15 protein-coding genes are annotated in these 23,505 nt (G+C 60.2%); 6 read left to right on the top strand and 9 right to left on the bottom strand.

All coding sequences use genetic code 11. The features are described 5' to 3' along the window. Positions 1-155 precede the first annotated feature (155 nt). A complete protein-coding gene (locus OQE62_RS00415) occupies positions 156-1,283 on the top strand; it encodes a tetratricopeptide repeat protein (protein ID WP_265720004.1) in 1,128 nt (375 codons plus the stop codon). 130 nt (positions 1,284-1,413) lie between these two features. Here the strand turns inward: OQE62_RS00415 and OQE62_RS00410 are convergent, their stop codons facing one another. From OQE62_RS00410 to OQE62_RS00370, 9 genes are all read right to left on the bottom strand, one after another. After that, positions 1,414-4,092 carry a TonB-dependent receptor plug domain-containing protein gene (locus OQE62_RS00410; protein ID WP_265720003.1) on the bottom strand — a complete coding sequence of 893 codons (2,679 nt, stop codon included), beginning with the start codon at positions 4,090-4,092 and terminating at the stop codon, positions 1,414-1,416. Between the two features lie 407 nt (positions 4,093-4,499). Further along, a complete protein-coding gene (locus OQE62_RS00405; protein ID WP_265720002.1) occupies positions 4,500-5,084 on the bottom strand; it encodes a MarC family protein in 585 nt (194 codons plus the stop codon). Between the two features lie 213 nt (positions 5,085-5,297). Further along, the gene (locus tag OQE62_RS00400) at positions 5,298-7,094 is read right to left on the bottom strand and encodes a tetratricopeptide repeat protein (protein ID WP_265720001.1); all 1,797 of its coding nucleotides are present in this window, start codon (positions 7,092-7,094) and stop codon (positions 5,298-5,300) included. An 80-nt stretch (positions 7,095-7,174) separates the two neighbouring features. After that, entirely contained in the window at positions 7,175-9,901 is a 2,727-nt protein-coding gene (locus tag OQE62_RS00395; protein ID WP_265720000.1) for a TonB-dependent receptor, read from the bottom strand. A 442-nt stretch (positions 9,902-10,343) separates the two neighbouring features. Then, a complete protein-coding gene (locus OQE62_RS00390; protein ID WP_265719999.1) occupies positions 10,344-10,637 on the bottom strand; it encodes a ComEA family DNA-binding protein in 294 nt (97 codons plus the stop codon). 189 nt (positions 10,638-10,826) lie between these two features. After that, positions 10,827-13,601 carry a TonB-dependent receptor plug domain-containing protein gene (locus tag OQE62_RS00385; RefSeq protein ID WP_265719998.1) on the bottom strand — a complete coding sequence of 925 codons (2,775 nt, stop codon included), beginning with the start codon at positions 13,599-13,601 and terminating at the stop codon, positions 10,827-10,829. Between the two features lie 216 nt (positions 13,602-13,817). Then, the gene (locus tag OQE62_RS00380) at positions 13,818-16,676 is read right to left on the bottom strand and encodes a TonB-dependent receptor (protein ID WP_265719997.1); all 2,859 of its coding nucleotides are present in this window, start codon (positions 16,674-16,676) and stop codon (positions 13,818-13,820) included. Positions 16,677-16,836: 160 nt separating this feature from the next. Then, a complete protein-coding gene (locus OQE62_RS00375; protein WP_265719996.1) occupies positions 16,837-17,862 on the bottom strand; it encodes a FecR family protein in 1,026 nt (341 codons plus the stop codon). A gap of 399 nt (positions 17,863-18,261) precedes the next feature. Continuing rightward, a complete protein-coding gene (locus OQE62_RS00370; protein ID WP_265719995.1) occupies positions 18,262-18,789 on the bottom strand; it encodes an RNA polymerase sigma factor in 528 nt (175 codons plus the stop codon). A gap of 269 nt (positions 18,790-19,058) precedes the next feature. Between OQE62_RS00370 and dnaX the strand changes: the two genes are divergently transcribed. Genes dnaX through OQE62_RS00345 form a run of 5 tightly spaced genes read left to right on the top strand, consistent with a single transcriptional unit; the run spans position 19,059 to position 23,495 of the window. After that, positions 19,059-21,107 carry a DNA polymerase III subunit gamma/tau gene (gene dnaX, locus OQE62_RS00365; protein ID WP_265719994.1) on the top strand — a complete coding sequence of 683 codons (2,049 nt, stop codon included), beginning with the start codon at positions 19,059-19,061 and terminating at the stop codon, positions 21,105-21,107. Then, positions 21,104-21,448 (top strand): YbaB/EbfC family nucleoid-associated protein, encoded by a 345-nt coding sequence (locus tag OQE62_RS00360; RefSeq protein WP_265719993.1) that lies wholly within the window; start codon positions 21,104-21,106, stop codon positions 21,446-21,448. The genes dnaX and OQE62_RS00360 overlap by 4 nt, the downstream gene beginning before the upstream one ends. 18 nt (positions 21,449-21,466) lie before the next feature. After that, entirely contained in the window at positions 21,467-22,072 is a 606-nt protein-coding gene (gene recR, locus OQE62_RS00355) for a recombination mediator RecR (protein WP_265719992.1), read from the top strand. 8 nt (positions 22,073-22,080) lie between these two features. Further along, positions 22,081-23,211 (top strand): ribonuclease D, encoded by a 1,131-nt coding sequence (gene rnd / locus OQE62_RS00350; RefSeq protein ID WP_265720119.1) that lies wholly within the window; start codon positions 22,081-22,083, stop codon positions 23,209-23,211. After that, positions 23,208-23,495: a YcgL domain-containing protein gene (locus tag OQE62_RS00345; protein WP_265719991.1), complete on the top strand. Its 288-nt coding sequence runs from the start codon at positions 23,208-23,210 to the stop codon at positions 23,493-23,495. Before rnd ends, OQE62_RS00345 begins: the two co-directional genes overlap by 4 nt. Positions 23,496-23,505 lie beyond the last annotated feature (10 nt).

Raw genomic sequence — 23,505 nt, 5'->3', positions numbered from 1 at the left:
GAAGCTTCCCAATTCGTGCCCCGGAGTGTAACAGTTGTACGATAAGCAGGCGACTCGTTACAAATGAAACCGTGTAATTTGCCCCGAGGGTATTTTCAGGGGCATCATTTAGTGATAAATCCTGCAGGGATAGCTATCAACAGGGGATAATAACGATGAAGGCCCCATTCATTCTCGCGCCAATCCTGCTGCTGTCCGCCTGTGCGCCGGTGCCCGACCATCCGGTCGACACCCGCAGTGCCCTGAGCGGCGAGGTGATTCTCGGCCGACCCCTGGATCCCGGGCGGCTGCCCGAGGACCGGCTGTTGTCCCTTACGCCGGAGATCCGCGCCTATCTCGCCAGCATCGCACCGGACAGCCCGCCACGACAGCGGCTGACGGCACTGATCCGGGCGTTCGAGGAGGGGGAATTCGCTGTCGAGTACGATGCGGACAGCACCCTGACGGCGGCGGAAACCTACCAACAGCAGCGGGGTAACTGCATGGCCTTTACCCTGATGATGGTGGCCATGGCGCGGGCGCTGGGCGCCGAAGCCCACTTCAATGAGGTGGAAGTGCCCCCCGTGTGGAGTCACGACGAGGCGCAGACCCTGGTGATCTACCGCCATATCAACATGGTTTCCAGGGGCCGGCGCGGCCGCCGCGTGGTGGATTTCGACCTGGCCGCCTACGATCCCGTCTACGACCAGCGCAAACTGTCCGACAGCGCCGCTTTCGCCCAGTACTACAGCAATCGCGGCATGGAATTGATGCAGCGGGATCGGCGCGAGCAGGCATTCCTGTACCTGCGCAAGGCGCTGCAGCTGAATCCCGGCGACAGTGATCTCTGGTCCAACCTGGGGGCGCTATACAGCCGCTTCGGCCACGAGAACCAGGCAGAACAGAGCTATCTGCGGGCCCTGCAATTGCAACCGGGTCACCTGCTGGCGATCAGCAACCTCGAACGCCTCTACCGCAACAGCGGCCGCATTCAACTGGCCGACCGCTACGCCAAAAAGGCGCGCTACCATCGCCGGCACAATCCCTACCACCTCTACTACCGGGCGCGCGACGCCTACGAACAGGGCGACTACCGACAGGCCCGCACGGAGTTGCGCCGGGCGCTGCGACGCTACGAGGAGGATCACCGCTTCCACTTCCTGATGGGCCTGACCAGCTACCGCCTGGGCAAAATGGAAAAGTCCCACAAGAGCTTTCTGGAAGCCTTTTCCCTCATCGACAACCCGGCCACCCGGAATGCCTATATGCGCAAGCTGGACTATCTGAAGCGTGAGGGGCGGTAAATTGCTTGCGGGGCAGGCTCTGTACAGAGGTCTGTTGTGGATGTAGGAGCCTGTCGTGCAGTCGACTTTCAAACACAAAAAAAGGGGCGCCTCGGCGCCCCTTTTTCTATACGACTGGTGGAGTCGCTACTTAGAACTGGTAGCTGACACCAGCCCAGGCGTAGCGGCCCTTGAAGTCGTAGCTGCTGTTCCAGTCGCTGTTACCGGAACCGTCGGTAGGCTCACGATCGTTCAGGTTGTCGATACCGCCACTTACGCGAACGCTGTCGTTCACATCCCAGCCCGCGTGCAGATCCAGATAGGTGTGAGAGGGCATAGCACGGTCGGGACTTTCCCCGTTACCCAGGTAACGAACGTCCAGGCCCAGGCTCCAGTCGCTGCTGGCATACCAGGTCGCACCGGCCAGGCCGCGCCACTTCACATACATACCACTGGTGTTGCTGATGTAGCCCAGCCAGTCGCTGGTCTGCTCCGTCTGCTCGTTGTACTCGTCGAACTCCAGCAGTCGGGTCGCCTGCAGACGCAGGGCCAGTTGGCCGGCGTTGAAGTGGTAGTTGTTGGTGACGTCCAGATCAATACCGCGAGTGCTGATCTCGCCGATATTCCTCTTGGCACCTTCCAGGTTGACGATCTCGTCGCTGGCACCACGGCGGATTGATGCGCAAGCGGTTTCGATACCCTCGCGGAAGCAGTCATCCAGCATCAGCTGCAGGTCCGGCGAAGTGATCGCATCCTCAATCTGGATATCGTAGTAGTCCAGGGTGATGGATAGATCTTCGACAAATGTCGGAGTCCAGACCATACCAAAGGTATAGGATTCAGCCTCTTCCGGCCCCAGCTCCTGGTTGCCACCGATATTGGTGGCAATCTGGGTGCCGGTTTGCTTGAAGCCGGCGCCTACCATACTGCAGTTGGCACCCTGGCCTTTTTCGTTGGCGTCGGTGGTGTCGCAGGGATCGGTCAGTGTCTCGTAACTCTGTGCCGTGCCGCTGTAGAGCTCGTAGATCCCCGGTGCGCGGAAAGAGGTGGACGCACTGGCGCGGAAGCGCAGGTCTTCAACCGGTGCGTAAACCAGGCCCAGCTTGCCGGTGGTCTCGCCACCGAAGGTGTCGAAGTCGGAGTAGCGTACGGCCATGTCCGCGCTCAGCTCTTCGGCGTAGGCAGCCCCGGACAGGATCGGCAGGTTGAACTCGGCGTAGGCTTCGGTAACCGAGTATTCCCCTTCGGTGGCATCCTGCTGATTGCCGAAAGTGGAGCCGTCCTGGGTCTGCTGGCTGGGGTTGAACTCGCCGGACTCCTCGCGGTACTCAAGACCGGTAGCGAAACCCAGCGGGCCACCCTGGAACTGGACAGCTTCGATATCGCCGGTCAGGGATGCACCGTAGTTGATCAGTTCGTACTCGTTGTCTTCCCGGTCCGCATAGCGCATGTGATTGATCACTTCCTCGCTCATGCCGCCGGCGAACACTGGATCGATGCCCGCCTCACCGTTGAGGATTTCGTCCAACTTGCTCTTGCTGTAGGAGTTGCGAGTGACGTTTTCGCCTTCGTTCTTGCCGTAGCTGGCGAAGATGTCCCAACTCCAGCCATTGGCCATATCGCCGCGCAGCCCAGTCAGGCCTCGGAAGGTCTCTGTTTGTTGCTCGTAATCGCGGGGGCCGCCGGCTACCGGGCGGGAATAGAAGTTGTTGAAACCGGCAATGCCATCGTCACCGATGCCGTGGGACCAGGTATCGCCCGGGTAGGGGTTGTCCTCGTCATCCATGTTGCTGCCGGCTGCGACCCAGGCGTCGTAGGCTTCTTGCCAGGCACTTTCCAGTTCCGCCTGGATGTCCGCCGGCAGATGCTGTTCCGGGTCCAGTTCGAAGCCGTTGGCACGGTACATCGGCTGGGCGGCCAACTGCTGGTTGGTGGTTTTGTCGGTGTAGCTGGCTTCACCGTAGAGCTCGACTCTGTCAGTAATAGAGAAATCACCGGCAAAGGTTGCACTGGTACGCTCCATGGCGCCCGACAGCCACATGAATTGGCCGATGTCGTAGGAGGCCATACCGTCACTCAAGCTGCCGTCTTCACCCACGGCAAAGTTGCCATAGTTGGTTGCAATATTGCCGGTGGGGCTCAGGACGCTGGTGAGACCGGCCCAGTCGCGGTCGTTGAAACTGATTTCATCGCGCTGGCTGTGGGTGATGTTACCGACAAAGCCGCCGCGAGCGCCTTCGTTGCCGAAGGTGATGGATAGCTCGCCATTTTCACCGCCGCCATCGTCTGTGGCACCGGCACGTGCGCTGACCTTCACGCCGTCGTACGATTTCTTCATTACCACGTTGATCACGCCGGCAACCGCATCGGAACCGTATACGGCGGATGCGCCATCCGTCAGCACTTCAATACGGTCGATCATATCGACCGGAATGTTGTTCATATCCACCGCGGAGCTGACACCGGAGCTCGATGATACAAAGCGGCGGCCGTTGACCAACACCAGGGTGCGCGCGGACCCGAGGTTGCGCAGGTCTACGAACGAAAGGCCGTTACCGCCGTTGTTGTCATTGGCGTTGGTGCCCTGCGTACCCATGGAAGGCAGTTCGCGGAGCAGTTCGTCAACGGTACCAACGCCAGAGCGGCTGATCGCTTCGGAATCGACGATGGTGATGGGGCCGGTGCTGGAAAGTGGATCGCGGGCAATGCGCGAACCGGTAACGATCACTTCTTCAACAGCAGGTCCCGGAACTGCGTTCTGAGCTGCTACACCGGTGGCAGCCATGGTGCCCAGTGTAGCGATAGCAACGCTCAACTTGGTCTTGATCATAGTGCATCCTTTTATGTACTTAGGGTACTTATAATGCGTTTATTAGCTTGTAGCATTTAATGCGCGAGCTGACTTTAATTCATCAAGTGAAAATATGGAACTATTATGACAATGAGCCATCTCGTTACACTTAAGTAGGCGGTTGAAATTCATTCTTATTGATTGATGTTTAAACAACAAATAATGCTGTATATCCGTCATATAGGTCAAAATTAGTTAAGTTTAATTTAAAAAATGCTATTTATTGGTATATATGTTTCAAATGTAAAGTTATCGATTAACCGTTTATTCTGGTTAAAAAATGAGCTGTTCATGAAAGGGGAGGGGGAAGATGCAGAGGAGTAGGGAAGGTGGTCTGGTTAAAAAATGAGCGCTCCACCCCTGGGGAGTCGCTCACCGGTTAGTGGTCAGGCCAGGCTCTGTTTTACACCATCGAGGAACAGTTGCACGGACAGCATTACCAGTACCATGCCCATCAGGCGCTCCACCGCAATCAGCCCGCGGGTGCCCAGCAGCCGGGCGAGCGGCGCCGAGGCCAACAGGATAGAGGCCGAAACACCCCAGGCGCCGAGCAGCGCCAGGGTCCAGTCCATCAACTGTTCGCCTTCACTGTTGGTCATCAGCATCAGAATGGCCATGGTGGAAGGACCTGCCACGAGTGGCACTGCCAGCGGTACAAAGAAGGGTTCTCCCTCCAGGCGCTCTCCCATGATGCCCCCCTCCTGGGGGAAGACCATCCGTATCGAGATCAGAAACAGAATGATGGCCCCGGCGATACGAATCGCCTCCTGAGACAAGCCCAGCCAGGCCAGTACAAAACGACCGCCGTACAGGAAGACCAGCAGCACGATCAGGGCAAAGATCAGTTCGCGCATGATGACGTAGAGCTGGCGGCGCGGGGGAACATTTTTCAGGGCGGCCAGGAAGACTGGGATGTTGCCCAGGGGGTCCATTACGAAGAGGAGGGTTAGGAAGGCGGTTAGGGTGTCCATTGCGGTACTCCTCTGGTCTCAGCTACCGCAAAGCCAACCATTAATGCACTCGAAAGCCGAATCAGCTGCCCTTGCTTGGTAAGGATCCTCTTTAGTCTAATTAAAAATCTTGGGGTTAAGCAATGAGTGCAGTCAATTTAATGGTAACTGATAAGCCTGCCTGCTCATGTGGCTATCTCCGGCTTTGAAGTCAATGATTATAGAAGATGCCGTTCAAGCCGGGATAGCGTCGAAGGCGACAGTCATCCTGCGCGCCGAAGATCGGAATGGTCTGGTGCCATGCCACATATAGGAGGGGAAGAGCACCAGTGAACCTTCGCGTGGTTTCACGATATAGTCCGGGTTCTCTTTGCCAGGTACCGGAAACTCGGGTTTGCCAAATTCGATCCAGCCCTCGCCGCCACTTTCCACTTCCGGTGGAACGGAAACGTAATAAGCGCTACTCATCCATCCCTCTGTGTGAAAATGACTGCGATGCTTCCCGCCTCTTCTTAGATTTACAGACCAAGATCCATTAAAAATTACATCTTGGCCAAGCCGACCTAGAAATGGGTGGTTCGCTATAGGCTTAAGATCAACGAGATACTCGTAGATGATCTCGAGAAAGCTAGTGGCGAGTTGACCAATTTCTGGTTCAAGGCTATCAAACAAGTCGTTTAGAGTTTGGGTGCCCCCAGAAAGAGATTGGTCAATTGGCTCTCGTTCAGTGTTGTGTAGTCGTGTCAGGCACTCACAGAGAGATTTGTTGAATTCGTCGATGCTCGCAAAACCCGGTGGACACGGGATGTCCGCTATCTTAACTAGTTTCGAATAGTCTAGAAGTGCATCTGCCATCGGATCCCCCTGCATTTGGAGTGATGTAGCATACATACACCAATATCCCTGGTTAAGGGGGTGTGCCATAGTTAACTTGCGATAGACTTTGCTGCAGCGAGAAAATTCGCCAGCCTGCAATAGGGCTCTCCCCAGTTCATCTTGAAGAGCTGGCGTTTCCGTCATGCGACTGGCGGGTTTTTCCAATAGGCGGATTGCCTGCGAAGCGCGGCCCAGATCCCTGTAGTTAGTCGCGAGTTCCACTAGCACTTCCGGCCTTGTCTCGCTCCTTTGGCAAGCTTTCTCGAGAGCCGATACAGCCTGCTCTGGATTTCCTGCCAGTCGCTGGAATCGAGACTTTTCCACCAATAGGGATGGGTTCTCAAGAATACTATCAGCTAGTAGGTCGTAGGAATTGAGAAAATCAGGTTTGTCGCACATCCAAAGAAGCTTATTTAGCCATTTGTGATGATCTGGGTTGGTTGGTTCATGTTTGAGGCAGTGTCGGTAAAGCTTAATTGCCTCATCCATCTTTCCCTCTGATCCGGTAACGCTGGCAAGGTTGCTGAGGCTGGCGATAGATTCCGGCTTTAGGCGAATGCATGCTTCAAATTCTTTGCGAGCCTCTTTCCATCTGGCTTGCTGTTTGTAGGCTAATCCGAGTTTGAAATGTGAAGTAAAAGGGTCTGCGGAAAGCTCTAGTGCCTGCTTTAGTACATGAATAGATTCTTCGGGGCGTTTTAGCTTTCGAAGGCAGTCGGCTTTCCAGGTTAGGATGTTGCCGTTATTGGGGTGGCGATTTTGAAGTGACGCATATTCGCGCAGGGCATCAATAAACATCTTTTGACGGACTAACGCATGTGCCAGGTTAAGCCGTGCGTCATCATAGTCGGGGTTAAATTGCAGTGCCTTCCGATAGCTGCTAACCGCTTTCTGTATTTCCTTGTGTTGTAAATACAAATTGCCCAGGTTGTTCCAGGTGTGGGGCTGTTTGGGAGCCAACTTGAGTGATTTTTTAAAAGCATTCAGAGATGAGTCAAAATTTCCCAGGTTTTTTTCGCATGTGGCGAGTAGCTGCCAGCAGTCGGAATTTTCTGGTAGTTTCTTCAATAGTGGTTTCAGAATCTCGCGGGCATCATTAAAGTCTCCGCGCTGCATTAGTGCCACGCTTTTTTGGCAAGCCTGTTGAAAATGCATTTTGATGACTCCACTTTTGTGATACCTAAAAAAACGGCCAGCAGATGCTGGCCGTTTTAATGAGCTGCCCTAAGTCAAGCTTAGAAGCTCATGGTAGCGCCCATGTACCAGCGACGGCCCACGGCGTCATACAGATACTGGTCTGTATTGGCGTCTTGGTTGTCGTAGTAGTAGGGCGGCTCTTCGTCCAGCAGGTTCTTCACACCGCCTGACAGCGTCAGGGCGTCAGTCAGGTTATAGGAGAACGAAGCGTTGTGGTAGAAGATGCCATCTACATAAGCACCATCGATCTCGGAGGGATCCTGGCCATCTTGCGCCACGGAAGCGGTGGTCAGCTCACCGATGTAGCTCATATCGTAGGCCGCAGTCCAGCGATCGCCAGCAACGGACATAGCCAGTTTATGTTTCCACTCCGGCAGGGAGCCACCGCTGGCATAGCCTACGCCGATATCATCGATGAAGTCAGCACCTTCGAAGGGCTGGTAATCCCACGTCAGGTACTGAGTGGTTTCCCAGTGAGCACGCCAGCTCAGGCCAGCAGCGTCGAAGTTATAGTCGACCGCAGCGTCCACACCATCGATATTCATGGTCGCCAGGTTGTCATCCAGGGCCTCAACACCTTCGATATTGTTGGTGGCATCCCGTTGTACAGAATCACACCAAACCCCACCGACGGTGTAGCATTGCTGAACGATGGTGTTTACTTCCACCGAATCGATGGCGTTGTCGATTTCGGTTTTGAAGTAATCAAGGGTGACGGACAGGCCATCCAGCGGTTCAGCAACTACCCCGAAGGTGAAGGTATCCGCAGTCTCGGGCATCAGGTCCGGGTTGCCGCCAACAAGAGCGCGCATTTGGTCATTCGCCTGAGAAAAGCCTGTCGGAACTTCGTCGGCACAACGAGCCGGGGCATCGCTGTCGGGAGCATCCCAATCGTTACACGGATCGGTGAAGTTCTCATAGCTGGAACTCTGGCCGCCGTACAGTTCGCCGATATTCGGCGCACGGAACGCGGTAGAGGACACTGAGCGCAGTTTCAACATGTCGTTGATTTGCCAGCTAAGGCCCGCTTTCCAGGTACTGTCAGAGCCGAAAGTGCTGTAGTCGAAGCCGCGAGCGGCCAGATCGGCGGTCAGGTCACCAACAGCGGTATCGGAAAATACCGGGACACTGAATTCGGTGTAAACCTCGGTTACGTCGTAGCCGCCAGATGTCGGGCTGGTCGCGTTACCGGAACCAAGACCCGCGACCGTCAGAGCGTCCGGCTGGTAGGCGCCTTTCTCTTCGCGGAAGGAGGTGCCTGCTGCGAAGCCAACCACTCCAGCCGGTAGCTCGAACAGGTCGCCACTGATGTTGAACTCAGTCACCAGTTGCTGGGAGTAACCAGTCGCCTGATCGTCGTACTTGATGTACTCGACGTCTGCGGGAGTCAGCGCGCCTTCGCCCAAGTAGTTTACACAAGGGGTCGACTCGTCACCGTCAGTGCAGTTGTCGGTGACTGACTTAACGACGCGGTCCATGTTGATGTAGTTGCGGGAACGATCCAGGGCATCGGAGCGGCCATAGGTTAAAGCTGCATCCCAGTAGAACTCGCCGACCTCGCCGCTGAAGCCGGTGGACAGACGTACGGTGTCGATAGCCTGCTCGTATATGCGGTCGCCCACTTCGGTCATACGACGCAGGGGCAGAGCCACGTTGCCGCTATCTTCACCATCTTCGGGGTCCGCGAAGTCGTAGTCCCCGATGAACGGATACACGTCCGGATCCAGCGGAATACGCCAGTTATTCAGGGTGTAGTTGATGGGCTGAGGGGCCATCTGCTGAGTGGACAAGCGCTTGTTATAGGAGCCTTCGAAAAAGTACTCCAGAGTATCGGTCAATTGGTAGTTACCGTTGACGTTCAGGTTATAGCGCTTGGCCGGGGTGGAATTGAAGGAGCGGGCCGCGTAGTTATACCGATCGTCGTTGGTAAGTGCGTGATAACCACCGCTGCCCGGGGCTTCCATTTGAACCCAGCCGTCTGGAACTGGTGCAGGGGTTCCGTACAGATTGCCGCCGATGGTATTGGTAGAGCCTGCGCAGTATACGCCTGTACCATCTGCATCATCCGTGAGTGGGCACTCGGAGAACTCACGGTCGCCTTGCATGACAGAGCCGCGCTCGTAGAAACCGAGGCTGGTTGTGATGTTGCCGCGGTCGGAACTATGACCGAAGGTGATGTCGACGGAGGTCTCATTCCCATCGGACTCGAAAGACTGACCACCTTGCATGTCGATCTGGAAGCCTTCGAAGTTTTTCTTGGTGATGATGTTGACAACACCGGCAATTGCGTCGGAGCCGTAAACAGCAGAGGCGCCGTCCTTTAGTACTTCGATGCGTTCAATGATGGCAACCGGAACAGTGTTCAGGTCGACAGTGGCATTGGCGCCGATGCCGGACGGTGTTACGCGACGGCCGTTCAGCAGTACCAGGGTACGTTGGGATCCCATACCGCGCAGGTTGACGGTTGATTTACCACCACCGCCGTTGTTTACGGCAGACGTCAGGCCACCGTTCTGGGCGGTCAGCTGTTGCAGAGCGTCGGCAACGTTCACGATACCCTGAACTTTCATATCCTCAGCGCTAACGATAGATACAGGGCTGGTGCTCTCAAGGTCGGTACGCCTGATACGCGAACCCGTAACCACAACCTCTTCCACCAGAGTCGCATCCTCTTGTGCAAAGGCCGGTGTGGCAGGAACCATTACTGCGGCTGCGGTCAGGCCAATGGCCCCTTTCACAGCTACGGACAGGAGGTTCTTTTTCATTGTAAATCCTCTCTTGATCGTTGGATTTATAGTCTTTTGCCTTGAATGGCGATGATCGGAAGCGGCTACCCCCAAGCGGCCGCTTCATTCCCAACACCTCTAATAACGGTTGAGCGGAGAGGTTCCTCAATAAAATTCGTATTTTTTTTCCGTAAATTCCTAATGGCAGGTTTGGGAGCTATGGTTGATTGAAAAATAGACAGTTTGTTGCAGGATAGCGGGAGATGACCCGAGACCCGGCTGGGGTCGAGTGTCGCGAAGGGCGATTTTTGCCGAAAGCCAGGAGTTGGCCGGGGAAGGGAGGATTGCAGGCGTGCTGGTATTGGTGGGAGTTGGTTCTGCTGGCGATCTCTGGGGAGCCGGTCCGCGACAGGGAGTGTCCCTGTATCGCGAGGGGAGCCTGCCCCGGCCTTGATCGGGGCAGGCTCTCTCAGGCCCCGGCTCAGAGCTGGATCTTGTCGCGATTCTTCTCCAGCGTGGCGGTGCCGATGCCCTTGATTTCCATCAGCTGCTCAGTCGAGGTGAAGGGGCCCTGTTCCTCGCGGAACTCAATGATGAGCCCCGCCCTGCTTTCGCCGACACCGTCCAGTTTCTCTGCCAGCTCCGTGGCTGAGGCGGTGTTGATGTTGACGGCGACAGCCATTTCCCGGGCCTCTTCGGTATCGGCGAACACCGGGTTGCAGAGGAGGCAGAGGGCTGTGAAAAGCGCGGCGATGTAGAGTCGAATAAATTTCATTATTTTACTCCCTGTATATAGTTGATGTTTTTATACCGGAACTATCCGATTTCTCCGGTGTTGCAGACTGTACCATTTTGTCGCGAATCGGGGAGGGGGATCTGATTGCAGGCCATTACACGGGCCCGGGAAGAGGGGGGTAGAAGATATGAAGAGCACCCCGCCCACGGCGGGCGGGGCGAAGCGGGGTCAGAACTTGAAGGTAACGCTGCCGTAGAAGAACCGACCCACGGTGTCGTAGTTCAGTGGCAGGGTGTTCATGTCATCGTAGTTGGTGACATAGGGGGGTTGCTGGTTCCAGACGTTGCGGATGCCGCCCGTCAGGGTGATGTCTTCCCAGCGGTAGTAGTTGAAGTTGAAGTCGGTATACCACTTGTTGTCCACATGGGTCATCAGGTCGTTCTCGCGCGGGGCGATATCGTCCACTTCCCCCTCCATACGTACGGTGACATTGGCGTCCCAGCAGTCATACTCATAACCGAAGTTTGTAAGCAGCTTCCATTCGGGGAAGGCCGCGATCCGCGTTGTTACCGGATCGGCGCCGTAGAAGCCGGCGAGGTCGACCTCGGGCTCGAATTCGCTGGCCTGGAAATTGTACTCCTTCAGGTAGGTGGCCGTGGCGTTAAAGGTAAAGTAGCCGGGGCCCGCTTCCATACTGTAATCGGCCCCGAGGTCGAAACCGGAGGTCTCGAAGGTTGAGATATTCTGGGTGGTTAAAATTTGACCGGAAATTGAGTTGTCGGCGGCGCGGCGCGGGCTGGTGGGACTCGGCGACAGGCCCACTGCGCCGGGACCAGTGATCAGGTCGCAAGCCGGTGAGCTGAAGCCTTCGCTGGTATAGCAATTGTCGACAATGGTGTTGGTGGTGAAAGTGCCGATGGCATCGTCAACGGTAATGTCGAAGTAGTCGAGGCTGAAGCTCAGGTCCTCTATAAAGGTTGGTGTCCAGACGATACCCAGTGTCCAGCTCTCCGATTCTTCGGCCTTGAGGTCCTCATTACCACCGAAGAGGCCGGTCGCCTGGGAGTTGCCCAGTTCAAAATCCGTGGGCAGGCCATCGGCGGCGCAGTTGGCGCGAAGGACGGGGTTGCTGCTGGATCCGTAGTTGGCGCAGGGGTCCGTATAGGTTTCCGCCGACTGGGTGGGCGGCAGAAACAGGTCGTCGATGCCAGGTGCGCGGAAACCTTCGGAATAGGTGCCCCGGAAGCGCAGATGCTCCATCGGGGCGTATTCCAGTACCACGCCGAAAGTGGTGTCGTCACCGATGGTGTCATAGTCGGAGTAACGGAATGATGCCTCCAGTGCCAACAGGTCGACCCAGGGACGGCCGTCCATCAGGGGGGCGCGAAGCTCACCGTAGAATTCGTCCACCTCGTATTTACCGCCCCAGTCCTGGCCGCTGACGAAGTAGATCTGGCCGAGAGAGGCGGCGCCGTCTGCGGTCACTTCGGCCCGCTCCTTGCGGTGCTCGTAGCCGGCGGCCCACTGGAAGGGCTCGCTGGCCAGTGCGAAGTCACCGAAGTCGCCGACCACGTTGGCCTGAAGGCTGCTGAGCTTTTCCTTTTCCACTGGCGAGTTGACCACCAGTGCATAGTCCTGCATGGCCTGGGTCAGGGTATTTTCGCGGAAGGGGTCCCAGGCACCGGCTCCGCCGACAGCGGCGGCACATTCCGGATCGTCGGCGCAGGCATCCGGGTCCAGCAGGGTCTGGAAACGACCCGGGTTGGAGCGCCCCCGATCGATCTGGGTATCGACCCAGCGGTTGTAGTTGTAGGACAGATCCCAGGTCCAGTGGTTGCAGAATTCACCCTTGAAGCCGACCACGCCGTGCCAGGTGTTCACGTCCTGGCTGAAGGAACGGCCGCCGGTTTCCGTCAGGCGGCGCAGGATGATCACATCCTCGCCCTGGGGGTTGCCCGGGTTCGTGGCTGGCACCACGGGCTGGAAGAAGGTGCCCTCGGGGGCCAGCAACTGATCGGACTGGCGGTTGGTAAAGAGAAACTCGCCGAAGGCCTCGAAGGTAGTGAAATCCTCCCAGTTCCACAGTTCCTGTTCCCCGTAGCCGTAGGAGGAAACCACTTCCTGCGGCGTGATCAGGTAGCTCACCTCCGCAAAGTTGAAGCCGTCAATGGTCGAGTCGAAGGCGCGCGGCCCTGTATCGGGATCGAGAATGCGGCCGCCCTCGAAGCTGGCCGGATCCAGCGCGCTGAAATATTGCGCCGGCGATGTGGTGCCGCTGCCGCCGCAGAGCACCTGGTCGCCGGACTCGAACAGGGGGCAGTCGGAGAAATCGCGGTCGCCCTGGAAGATATCCTGGCGGCGGGAGTACTGCATGTTGAACATGACGTGGCCATCGTCTTCGGCGGAACTGGCGCCGAAGGTCCAGGCGGCCGAGTACTCCTGTCCGTCTCCTTCCTGGGAGGTGCCGGCACTGGCATAGATCTCTGCGCCCTCGAAGCTTTTCCGGGTGATGATATTGACCACGCCGGCAATCGCGTCGGAGCCGTAGATGGTGGAAGCACCGTCGCGCAGGATTTCCATCCGCTCGATGGCCGAGGTGGGGATCATGTTCAGGTCCACGGTGCCGGTGGCGGTCCCCGCGGACGGGAGGCGGCGGCCGTTCAGCAGTATCAAGGTGCGTGAGGAGCCCAGGCCGCGCAGGGAGACGGTGGCCAGGCCGGGGTTGCCATTGTTGACCGAGGAGCCTAGTTGCCCGCCTGTCATGGACGGGATGTCCTGCAGGAAATCCTCCAGAGTTGTCTGACCGGATTCCTGTAGTTGCGCGGCATCAAATACGCTGATCGGAGTGGCACTGGTGGCGTCCGTTGCGCGCTGGATACGCGTACCAGTGACGACAACTTCTTCCACCACTTCCTGAGCAAACGACAAGGTGGCAAAACTGGTGGATAAGGCCGTGGCTGCGATTGTGCCCTTGATTGCCCGGGATAGACGGGATCTGTCCATGGTATACCTCTCCTGATACCGGTTCTAAACGCCGAATATGGCAGTGCCCTCCTTGACAACTGCAAACATCTATCAACAGAGGCTTGCTAGAACACTAGAACATTTTTTCCGCATGGAAAGGATTCGCCGAGCATTCGGACGCCTTTGGCATTTGTTGCCGACTGTTTCGGTGTCAGGTAATCGTACTTGGCGGAGTTCGTGGGGCCAGGTGGGGCTTCAGAGATTGTAGGAGAGGGTGGTGTACCAGTAGCGACCGCTGAGGTCGTAGGTGCGGCCGTCGTAGTTGTCGTTGAAGGCGGTGGCGGCGAAGGGGGGCGCTTCGTCCAGCAGGTTGTCGATACCGACGGCAAAGCGCAGGCCGAAGGGCAGGGCGTAGGCCACCTGGAAGTCGTGGCTGGTCCAGCTGTCTATCTCTCGGGTGATGCGGGTTTCGTTGCGGGTAAAGGATTCCTCCAGAGCGTTGACGTAATGGATGGTATAGCCGCCTTCCCAGCGCCCCTTTTGCCAGTAGAGCCCGGTGTTGGCTTTCCAGCGCGGCAGGGATCCGGCACCACCGCTGGCGGGGTCGATGAAGGTGCCGGCGAGGTCCTCGGTGGGAGAGCCGGGCGCCGCCTGGTTCAGGTAGCGCTGCATATGGCTGGCGTTGAGCGACCAGCGCAGCTGGCCGAGTTGTTCGGAAGTGTGTTCATAACGCAGCGCGAGATCGAGCCCGCGGACTTCCCGCGCACCGATGTTCAGTCGCGTGGCTCGAATTCTGGTGATATCGCCGCGGGCGTCCCGCAGGACACGGTCGGTAAACAGGCCGGTGTGGGCGTTCCTGTCGATCAGGTACTGGGGGCTGGTGTCGATCACGTCGTTCTGGCGGATATCGAAAAGATCCAGTGAAGCGCTGAAATCGCTCAGTTGTTTCGGCGTCCACACCAGTCCCAGGGAGCGGTTGTCGGAGGTCTCCGGCTGCAGCTCCGGGTTGCCGCCGAACTCCGTCAGGTACTGGATGCGCGCGCCGTCGGCCCGGCCGTGACAGCCGGGCAGGGTATCGGCGCCGTTGCCGGTGCAGGGATCGATCAGGAATTCCTGGCTCTGGTAACCGGTCTGGTTCATGTCGACCAGCGTCGGCGCCTTGAAGCCGGTGGCGTAGCTGGCGCGCACCATCAGCGAGGGGGTCGGGCGCCAGCGCAGTGCGACTTTAGGGTTGATGGTGCTGCCGAAGTCGCTGTAATTCGAGAAGCGCACGGCGCCATCGAGCCAGAAGGCGTCGGTGAGCATCGGCACGGACAGCTCCGCAAAAGCCTCGCCGATCATACGTTGCCCCTCGGCCGAGCCGGCCGCAATACCGCCGATAAAAGACAGCCCCCGGGCGTCGTTGGAGCGGAAATCGATGGACTCCCGGCGGAACTCGATACCGGCGGCGCCGAGTACATCGCCGGCACTGTTGCTGCCGAGGACGCCGTCGGCCACATAGAGCAGTGACAACATGCGGGTGCTGCCGTCCACCAGGCTTTCGCCGCGCATGAACTCGAGTTGTTCGCTGTCGACACCGCCGCTGGGGCCCAGCAGGTCCACGGCGACACAGTCGTCTCGCGCGTTGCAGCGATCCGGTCCCTTGAGGCCCGCGGAGAGTCTGTTGGGATCGATCAGGTTGCTCAGGCTTTCCGAGGCCCGGGTGTAGTGCAGCGCCGCCGCTAGCTCCCACTGCCAGTCTTCCCGCTGGCCCTTGAGGCCGGCGTTCAGGCGCCAGGTATCCGTGCGGTTGTCCTGTTCGCGCGGCCCCAGTTCCAGCACCCGCTTGCGCACATCGGTGATCTCCTGCCCGAAGGGGTTGTAGATCTGGTCCGCGGCGATGGTCAGGTCGCCGTTGTCGAAGCGGGTGAACACTGGTGTCGGGGCGAGCGTGGTCTCGGCGCGGGTGCGGATGCCCATTGCCTCGACGAAAAGCAAAGCGCTGTCGCCCAGGTCGATATTGCCCTCCAGGTAGGCGGACTGCCGCTCGGATGGCACCACGGCGGTGGTGTACTCGCTGTAGTTGTAGCGGTCCTCCTGGGTCCAGGGGCGGTAGCCGCCGTCGCCGTCGTTGGTCACCGTGGTGTCGGCATCCAGGGCGATGAAGGCGCCGGGGGAAGCGGCCGAGCGCAGGTCGGTGCCGCCCCGCGCCCGGTTGTCGGCGGACGCGGAGAGCCCGCGGTCGCGGCTCATCAGGGCGCCCTGGCGGTAGTGTGCGAGGCTGAGCATCAGGTGGCCGCGCTCTCCGCTTTTGCCCCAGGTCAGGTGATAGGACTCCGTCCGCTGGTCGCCGGGTTCCGCGGTGCCGTAATAACTGTTGACCGAAAGCCCCTCGAAGTCGCGGCGCAGGATGATGTTGACCACACCGGCGATGGCGTCGGAACCATAGACCGCCGAGGCGCCGTCCTTGAGGATTTCGATCCGGTCGATCGCGGACAGGGGGATGGTGTTCAGGTCCGCGGCCTCGCCGCCGAAACCGTTGCTGACGATGCGCCGGCCGTTGATCAGCACCAGGGTGTTGCTGGCGGGCAGGCCGCGCAGGGTCACGGTGGCGGTGCCGTCGCCGCCGTTACTGACGGAGGTGCTGGTGGAGTTGCCGGATACCGCTGGCAGGAATTTCAGCAGTTCGGCCACAGTCTGGGCGCCGGTGATTTCCAGTTCCGGCTGGGCCAATACGTCGATGGGGGCGTAGCTGTCCAGTTGTGGATGGCGCAGGTGGCTGCCGGTGAGGCCGCGGCCGGTGACGGTGATTTCCTCGGTTTGGGCCGCCCGGTGGTCGAACGGCTCGCTTTCCGGCTCGTCGGCTTTTTCGATCACGGCCACGGCGCCGGGGCCCACACGCTCGTAGGTAAAGGGGGATCGCTGCAGGAGCTGGCGCAGAATGGGCTCGAACTCGCCGTTTTCTGTGGCGATCGTCTGCTCCGGGAGCTTGTAGTTGTCTGCGGTAGAGGCTCGCACCAACACCGAGATTTTGCACTGGCGGCCGAGGGAGATCAGGGTGCGGGAGAGATTGCCGGCGGGCAGGTGCACACCGGGCCCGGGACAATTGGCGAAAGCCCCGTCCGAGAACGTCATCAACGTCGCCAGCGATAGTGTGGCCCAGTGCCGCGTGTTCAAGTGTCTGCCCGTCTCAGCCGCGCGGCTATGCGCGGTTTTTATTCGTTGTAATCGGTTTTTCGTGGGCGGGAAGCCAGCTGGCTGAACAATAAATGATCGCCCGGATGGGCTTTATAACTCAGTTGCGTCGGGGAGACAAGAGAGTCAGGTCGGGGTCGCTCCGGTCCTGCTCCAGGTCCAGCGCGGCGGCAATGGCCTTGAGGGTGTTGTCGGGATCGGAGAGTTCGAAAGTGCCCGACAACTTGCGGTTGCGGACGCTGGTTTCCGCCGCCGCGGGTACCTGCAGGTAGCGGTTCAGCTCTTCCAGGGCCTCGGCCAGGGGCGTCTGTTCAAAGACCAGTACCCCGCGAGTCCAGTCCAGGGCCTCCTCGGCGGAGGTGGTGCTGACTTCGCCGAGGCCAATACCGGAAACGCTGATTTTCTGGTTTTTTGCCAGTTTCACGGATTCGGGCCGCAGGCCGCTGCCGCTTTCCGTTTCGCTGACGGCCACGGTGCCCCCGGTGACGGAAACGCGGGTGTTGTCCGGGTTGCGCTCGATATTGAACTTGGTACCCAGCACGCGGATATTGGCTTTGCCCGCGGCCACGGTGAAGGGGCGCGCCGTCTGGCGGGCCACGTCGAAGTAGGCCTCGCCGCGCAGCAGTTCGGTGCGGCGCTCTTCGCGGCTGTAGCGCACCTGCAGCTCGGTATCGGTATTGAGCTGGACCCGGGAGCCGTCGCTCAGCGTTATGGTGCGGGTTTCGCCAACATTGGTGGCGTACAGTTGCGCGACCGACTGTTCGCCGGCGAGCCACTGGTTGCCGATCCACAGGGTGACAACCAGGCAGGCGGCGACCAGCCCACCGCCCATCAGCCACTGGGCCGGATTCCAGCCGGCGTCATTGGCCGCGGTGGTCGGCTGGCGGCCGGGGCGGCTTTCGGGAAAGAGCTCATCGGCCGGCATATGTGCCAGGGCGCCCAGGTCGCCCCAGAGTTCGGCCATCTGGTCGAAGGCGTCGCGGTGGGCGGGGGAGGCGTTCATCCAGTTGGCAAAGTTCCGGCGATCGGCCGCGGACAGCGCATCGGAACGCAGGCGCGCAATCCAGGCGCAGGCCTGGTCGAGCTGGTCTTCGTTCGGCACCTCTTGCGCCACCGCTGTACTCACCGTTCTTATCCTTAGCCTTGTTCTAATCTTGCGGTCCGGCCCTGTTGCCGACACCGGTCGCTTACTGAATTCGCCCGCTTTTGGTGCATTCTATAAAACTGTGCCCGTTTTGGCGCGAAATTTACTTTTCGTGACCCGTTGTCACAATAAAATGCTCAAAAATCGTCTAAGCGTAGCATTCCCTATGCTGCTTTGCCGTTTTTTCGTCATTGAATATCGGGTCTCTCGATATAGACGGCTGACCCGGGCCCTACCTCAAGAAAAACTCGGCTCCGTCGCCGTTCCGGGTGCACAAAGCCTGTGCGCCAGCGCATATTCCTGCAAATGATTTGCGGTGGGTGGGATGAAAATCGCGATTGGAGCCTCCCGGTGAACGCTGCAGCCGATTTTCCCGCGTGGTCAGCGGTTCAACTCCACCCGCCGGCGGCAGGCCTTGAGCGCCTGCAGGATATATTTCTCCACGCTGCTCACCGACGTGTTCATCTCGCGGGCAATCTCGTTGTAGGAGAGGCCGCGGGTGCGGTGCAGCAGGAAGGCCTGGCGACACTTGAGGGGCAGGCTGTCCATGGTGTCGTAGATGGACTGCAGTTGCTGCCGTGCGGCCAGCACCCGCTCCGGCGACTGGTGGTCCGCGTGGTCGTCGGCCGCGGTTTCCCCGTCGGCCGGCATCTGCTGGCTGACATACTCCATATGGAGCTTGCCGCGGCGCAGTTGGTCCACGGCCAGGTTATTGGCGATCTGGTAGAGGTAGGCGCGCGGGTTGTCCAGCTCTTTCTCGTCGCTGAGTTTCTGCAGGCGGAGATAGGCGTGCTGGGCAATGTCTTCGGCGTCCTCGGTACTCCTGACCATGCGCGATACGAAGCGCACCAGTGCCTGGCCGTGTTCGGCAAACAGCTTTTCCAGAAGCGTTTTCCGAGATTTATTCATCGATTGGTGGGATCCCCGTACTGCGCGCGCTGTCGATTGTGGTTGTTGTTCTGCGTGCCGGCCCTGCGTATTGACGTCAACGCCCAAAGTGACGACAGTCACGATTGCGGGCCAAGTCGCAGTTATATCACAGGCTCTACGGCGACGACGAGGCCCGTGACCAGTCCGTTGCCAGGGTCGAGGATTGCCGTCCTATGCCTCGGCGCCGATACCGTTATAATGGCCCCGCATTCAGTCACAGGATGGCGCCGTGGGGCGCTGGAGAGCGGATGAGTTATCAAGTATTGGCGCGCAAATGGCGGCCGCGGTTGTTTCGGGAAATGGTGGGTCAGGAGCATGTGCTCCAGGCGCTGATCAATGCCCTGGATAACGGCCGCCTGCACCACGCCTACCTGTTTGCCGGTACCCGCGGCGTGGGCAAGACCACCATTGCGCGTATCCTGGCCAAGTGCCTGAACTGCGAGAGCGGCGTCAGCTCCGAGCCCTGCGGCCAGTGCAGCGCCTGTACCGAGATCGCCGACGGCCGCTTCGTCGACCTGATCGAGGTGGACGCGGCCTCCCGCACCAAGGTCGAGGATACCCGCGAGCTGCTGGAAAACGTCCAGTATGCGCCGACGAGGGGCCGCTACAAGGTCTACCTGATCGACGAAGTGCACATGCTCTCCAACAGCTCCTTCAACGCCCTGTTGAAGACCCTGGAGGAGCCGCCGCCCCACGTAAAATTCCTGCTCGCGACCACGGACCCACAGAAACTGCCGGTGACGGTGCTGTCGCGCTGCCTGCAGTTCAACCTCAAGAACATGAGCCCGAAGCGGGTGGTGGGACACCTGCGCTTCGTGCTGGAGCAGGAGATGGTGCCCTTCGAGGAGGCTGCCGTCTGGCACCTGGGGCGCGCCGCCGACGGCAGCATGCGCGATGCCATGAGCCTGGCCGACCAGGCCATCGCTTTCGGCGGTGGCAAGATTGCCGAGGCGGAAGTGCGCGCGATGCTCGGCAGTATCGATGCCGGCCTGGTGTGGAAACTGCTGCAGGCGCTGGCGGAGGAGAGCCCCCCGGCGCTGTTCGCCACTGTCGACGAGCTGGCCCAGCAGGCGCCGGATTTCGGCGCAGCGCTGGCGGAGCTGGCCAACAACCTGCACCGCATCGCCGTGGCCCAGGTCCTGCCCGGCTCGATCGATAACGCCCTCGGCGACGGCGAGCGGCTGCGGCAGCTCGCCGGCCGACTGGCGCCGGAAAACGTCCAGCTCTACTACCAGATGGCACTGCTGGCGCGACGCGACCTGCCACTGGCGCCGGATCCGCGCAGCGGTTTCGAGATGGCGCTGTTGCGAATGTTGGCTTTCCGGCCGCAGGGGGTGGCGGATGTGCCCTCGGCGAAGCTGGAGGCATCGGGGGATAACGGGACCCGGGAAGGGGGCGCCGAGGCAAAAAAGCCGATAGCTGACCCCGAGCCGACCGCGGCGGTCGGCAGTGCTGCTGTGGAAACCGCTGCGCCAGCGGAGCCGGCCCCGGGGCCTGACCCGAGTGCCCCACAACCCGAACAGTCATCCAGCGCTTCAGGGGCCGAACAGCGCCACCAGCAGCTGGCTGAAGCAGCATCGGCCCCGGAGCCGCAGTCCCCGGGTCCCGACGCTAGCGCCCCCCGACCCGGACAGGCACCCAGCACTTCAGAGGCCGAACAACGTCGCCAGCAGTTGGCAGAAGCAGAATCGGTTCCGGAGGCGCACTCCCCGGATCCCGGCCCCAGTGCTCCCCAATCCGAACAGTCACCACCCGCTTCCGTGGTCGACCAACTTCGCCAACAGGTAGCGGAAGTCGAATCGGCCCCGGTGCCGCCAACCCCGGGTCCCGATAACCTCCCGGGTCCCGACAGCAACACCCCCGAAACACCCGCGGCCCGCCTCGACGCCCTCACCCCCGGCAGTTGGCCGGCCCTCTACAGCCAACTGGGCATCAGCGGCATACTGCACTCCATTGCCTTCCACCTGGAGCTGGTCGGCAGGCAGGACAATATACTGTCTTTTACCCTGGACGAGTCCTACAGCAGCCTGTACGACGAGGTGCACCAGCGCCGCCTGGCGGATGTGCTGGGAGACTTCTTCGGGCAGCCGGTCGCGGTCCAGATCCAGGTGGGCGCAGTGCAGGGCGGCACCCCGGCGCGGCTGGTGGCCGCCACCCGCGAGGCCCGCGACGCTGCGGCCCGCGACGCCCTGTCGCAGGACCCGGTGGTGCGGGAGCTGGAGAGCGAGCTGGACGCCGAACTGGTGCCGGACTCGGTGGAATATCTGAAAGAACTTGAGAGCGAGCAAAGCCAATGAAAGGTATGGGCGATTTGATGCAGCAGGCCCAGAAGATGCAGGCCGACATGCAGGAAAAAATGCAGAAGGTGCAGCAGGAACTGAATGACCTGCGCGTCTGCGGCGAGGCCGGTGCCGGCATGGTCAAGGTCACCATGAGCGGTCGCCACGATGTCACGGCGGTGGAGATCGATCCCTCCCTGATGAGTGAAGACAGGGAGATACTCGAGGACCTGCTCGCCGCCGCGGTCAACGATGCCGTGCGCCGCGCCGAGGAGAAGGCCCAGGCGCTACAGAAAGAGCAGCTGGGCGGCCTCGCCGGCGGCATGAACCTGCCCGAAGGCTTCAAATTCCCCTTTTGAGTTCCAGACCGCGAATTTATGTTCAGCCCCCTGATTGAAGACCTGATCCGCGCCCTGCGCTGCCTGCCGGGCGTGGGTCCCAAGTCGGCCCAGCGTATGGCCATGTACCTGCTGGAAAAGGACCGGGATGCCGCCGGCACCCTGGCCCGCACCCTGGAGCAGGCGGTGGAGAAGGTCGGCCGCTGCAGCCAGTGCCGCACCCTGACCGAACAGGACGTCTGCGCCCTGTGCAACAACAGCCGGCGCGAGCGCCAGTCCATGTGCGTGGTGGAAACCCCGGCGGACGTGCTGGCGATCGAGCAGGCCGGCAACTACCACGGCCGTTACTTCGTGCTGCACGGCCACCTGTCGCCGATCGACGGCGTGGGACCGGACAGCCTCGGCATCGACCTGCTGGAGCAGCACCTGGCCGGCGGCGAACTGCGGGAGCTGATCATCGCCACCAATCCCACCGTGGAGGGCGAGGCCACGGCCCAGTTTATCGCCGAGCGCGCTGCAGAGCGCGGCGTGGCCGTGAGCCGCATCGCCCACGGCGTACCCATTGGCGGCGAGCTGGAATACATCGACGGCGGTACCCTGGCGCACGCGTTCAACAGCCGCACTGCATTTTCCACGGGTACCTGAAGGTGAACATGCTGAAAGTGGATACCAACCCCATCTGGATCGACAGCGACGAAAAACTGGCGGAACTCTGCCGGCGCTGGCGCGGGCAGAATGCCATTGCGCTGGATACCGAGTTCATGCGCAGCCGTACCTTCTACCCGCTGCCCGCGCTGGTGCAGGTGGGCGACGGCGAACACTGCTTCCTGATCGACAATCTTGCCATCGATAATCTGCAACCGCTGCAGGATCTGCTGCTGGATACCGATGTAACCAAGATCATGCACAGTTGCAGCGAGGACCTGGAAACCCTCGAGCGGCTGCTGGGCGTTGTGCCGGAACCAATCTTCGATACCCAGATCGCCGCGGGCATCTGTGGCATGAAGGCGGGGCTGGGTTACGCGGCCACGGTGCGGGAGCTGCTCCATATCGAGCTGCCCAAGAGCGAGACCCGCTCCGACTGGCTGCAGCGTCCCCTGAGCGAATCGCAGAAAAACTACGCCGCCCTCGACGTGGCCTGGCTGCCACCGGTTTACGGCGTGCTAATCAAGCGCCTGCGCGAACAGGATCGCCTGGAGTGGCTGGAAGAGGACTGTGCGGCCCTGGTGGCCGCCGCCCGCAATCCGCAGCCGCCGGAGCTCTACTACCGGCGGGTCAAGGGTGCCTGGCGCCTGCGCGGCAAACAACTGGCGGTGCTGCAGGATCTGTGTGCCTGGCGCGAACGCGAGGCGCGCCTGCGGGATATCCCCCGCAACCACCTGCTGAAGGAAAACATCTGCCTGGACCTGGCCCAGAAAATTCCCACCCATGCCGCCGCCATGGCCCAGCCCGGGCTCGAGGGGCGCACCCTGCGGGAGTACGGCGACATTCTGCTGCAGGTCATCGAGCGCGCCGCCGCGCGCAGCGATGCGCCGCCGCGCCTGCCGCAGCCGCTCAACCGCCGCGAGGGCGACTGGCTGAAAGCGCTGCGCAAGGAAGTGAACAGCGTCGCCGAGCGGGCGGGCCTGCCGCCGGAAATACTGGTGCGCAAGAAAGAGCTGGAAGCGTTGGTGCAGTCAAAAAGCCCCCGGCTGGAAGGCCGGCTGGCCGGCTGGCGCGCCGGTGTCGTTGGCGAGACACTGCTCGATACCCTGGCCGAACTGCGCGGAGAAAAAGTGCCATGAGAACCGTCTGTGACGTGTACCGCAGCCCGCGCGAAGAGGAAATGTATCTTTACGTCGACAAACGCGAGGGCATCGCGCATGTACCGGAGAAACTGCTGGAACTGTTCGGCCGGCCCAGGCACCTGATGACCATGCTGCTGACACCGGAAAAGAAACTGGCCCGCGCAGAGGCGGACGGCATCCTGAAAGAGATCCGCGAGCGCGGCTACTACCTGCAGATGCCGCCGGCGCGCGACGACGAGATGCGCGCGATCGCGGCGCAGAACAGCAAACTGCAGCGCTGAGAGCTGGCGG

The sequence above is a fragment of the Microbulbifer halophilus genome, assembly GCF_026183675.1.
Taxonomy (GTDB): domain Bacteria; phylum Pseudomonadota; class Gammaproteobacteria; order Pseudomonadales; family Cellvibrionaceae; genus Microbulbifer; species Microbulbifer halophilus.
Note: the sequence above shows the minus strand (reverse complement) of the source record. Positions and strands in the feature narration are given on the sequence as shown.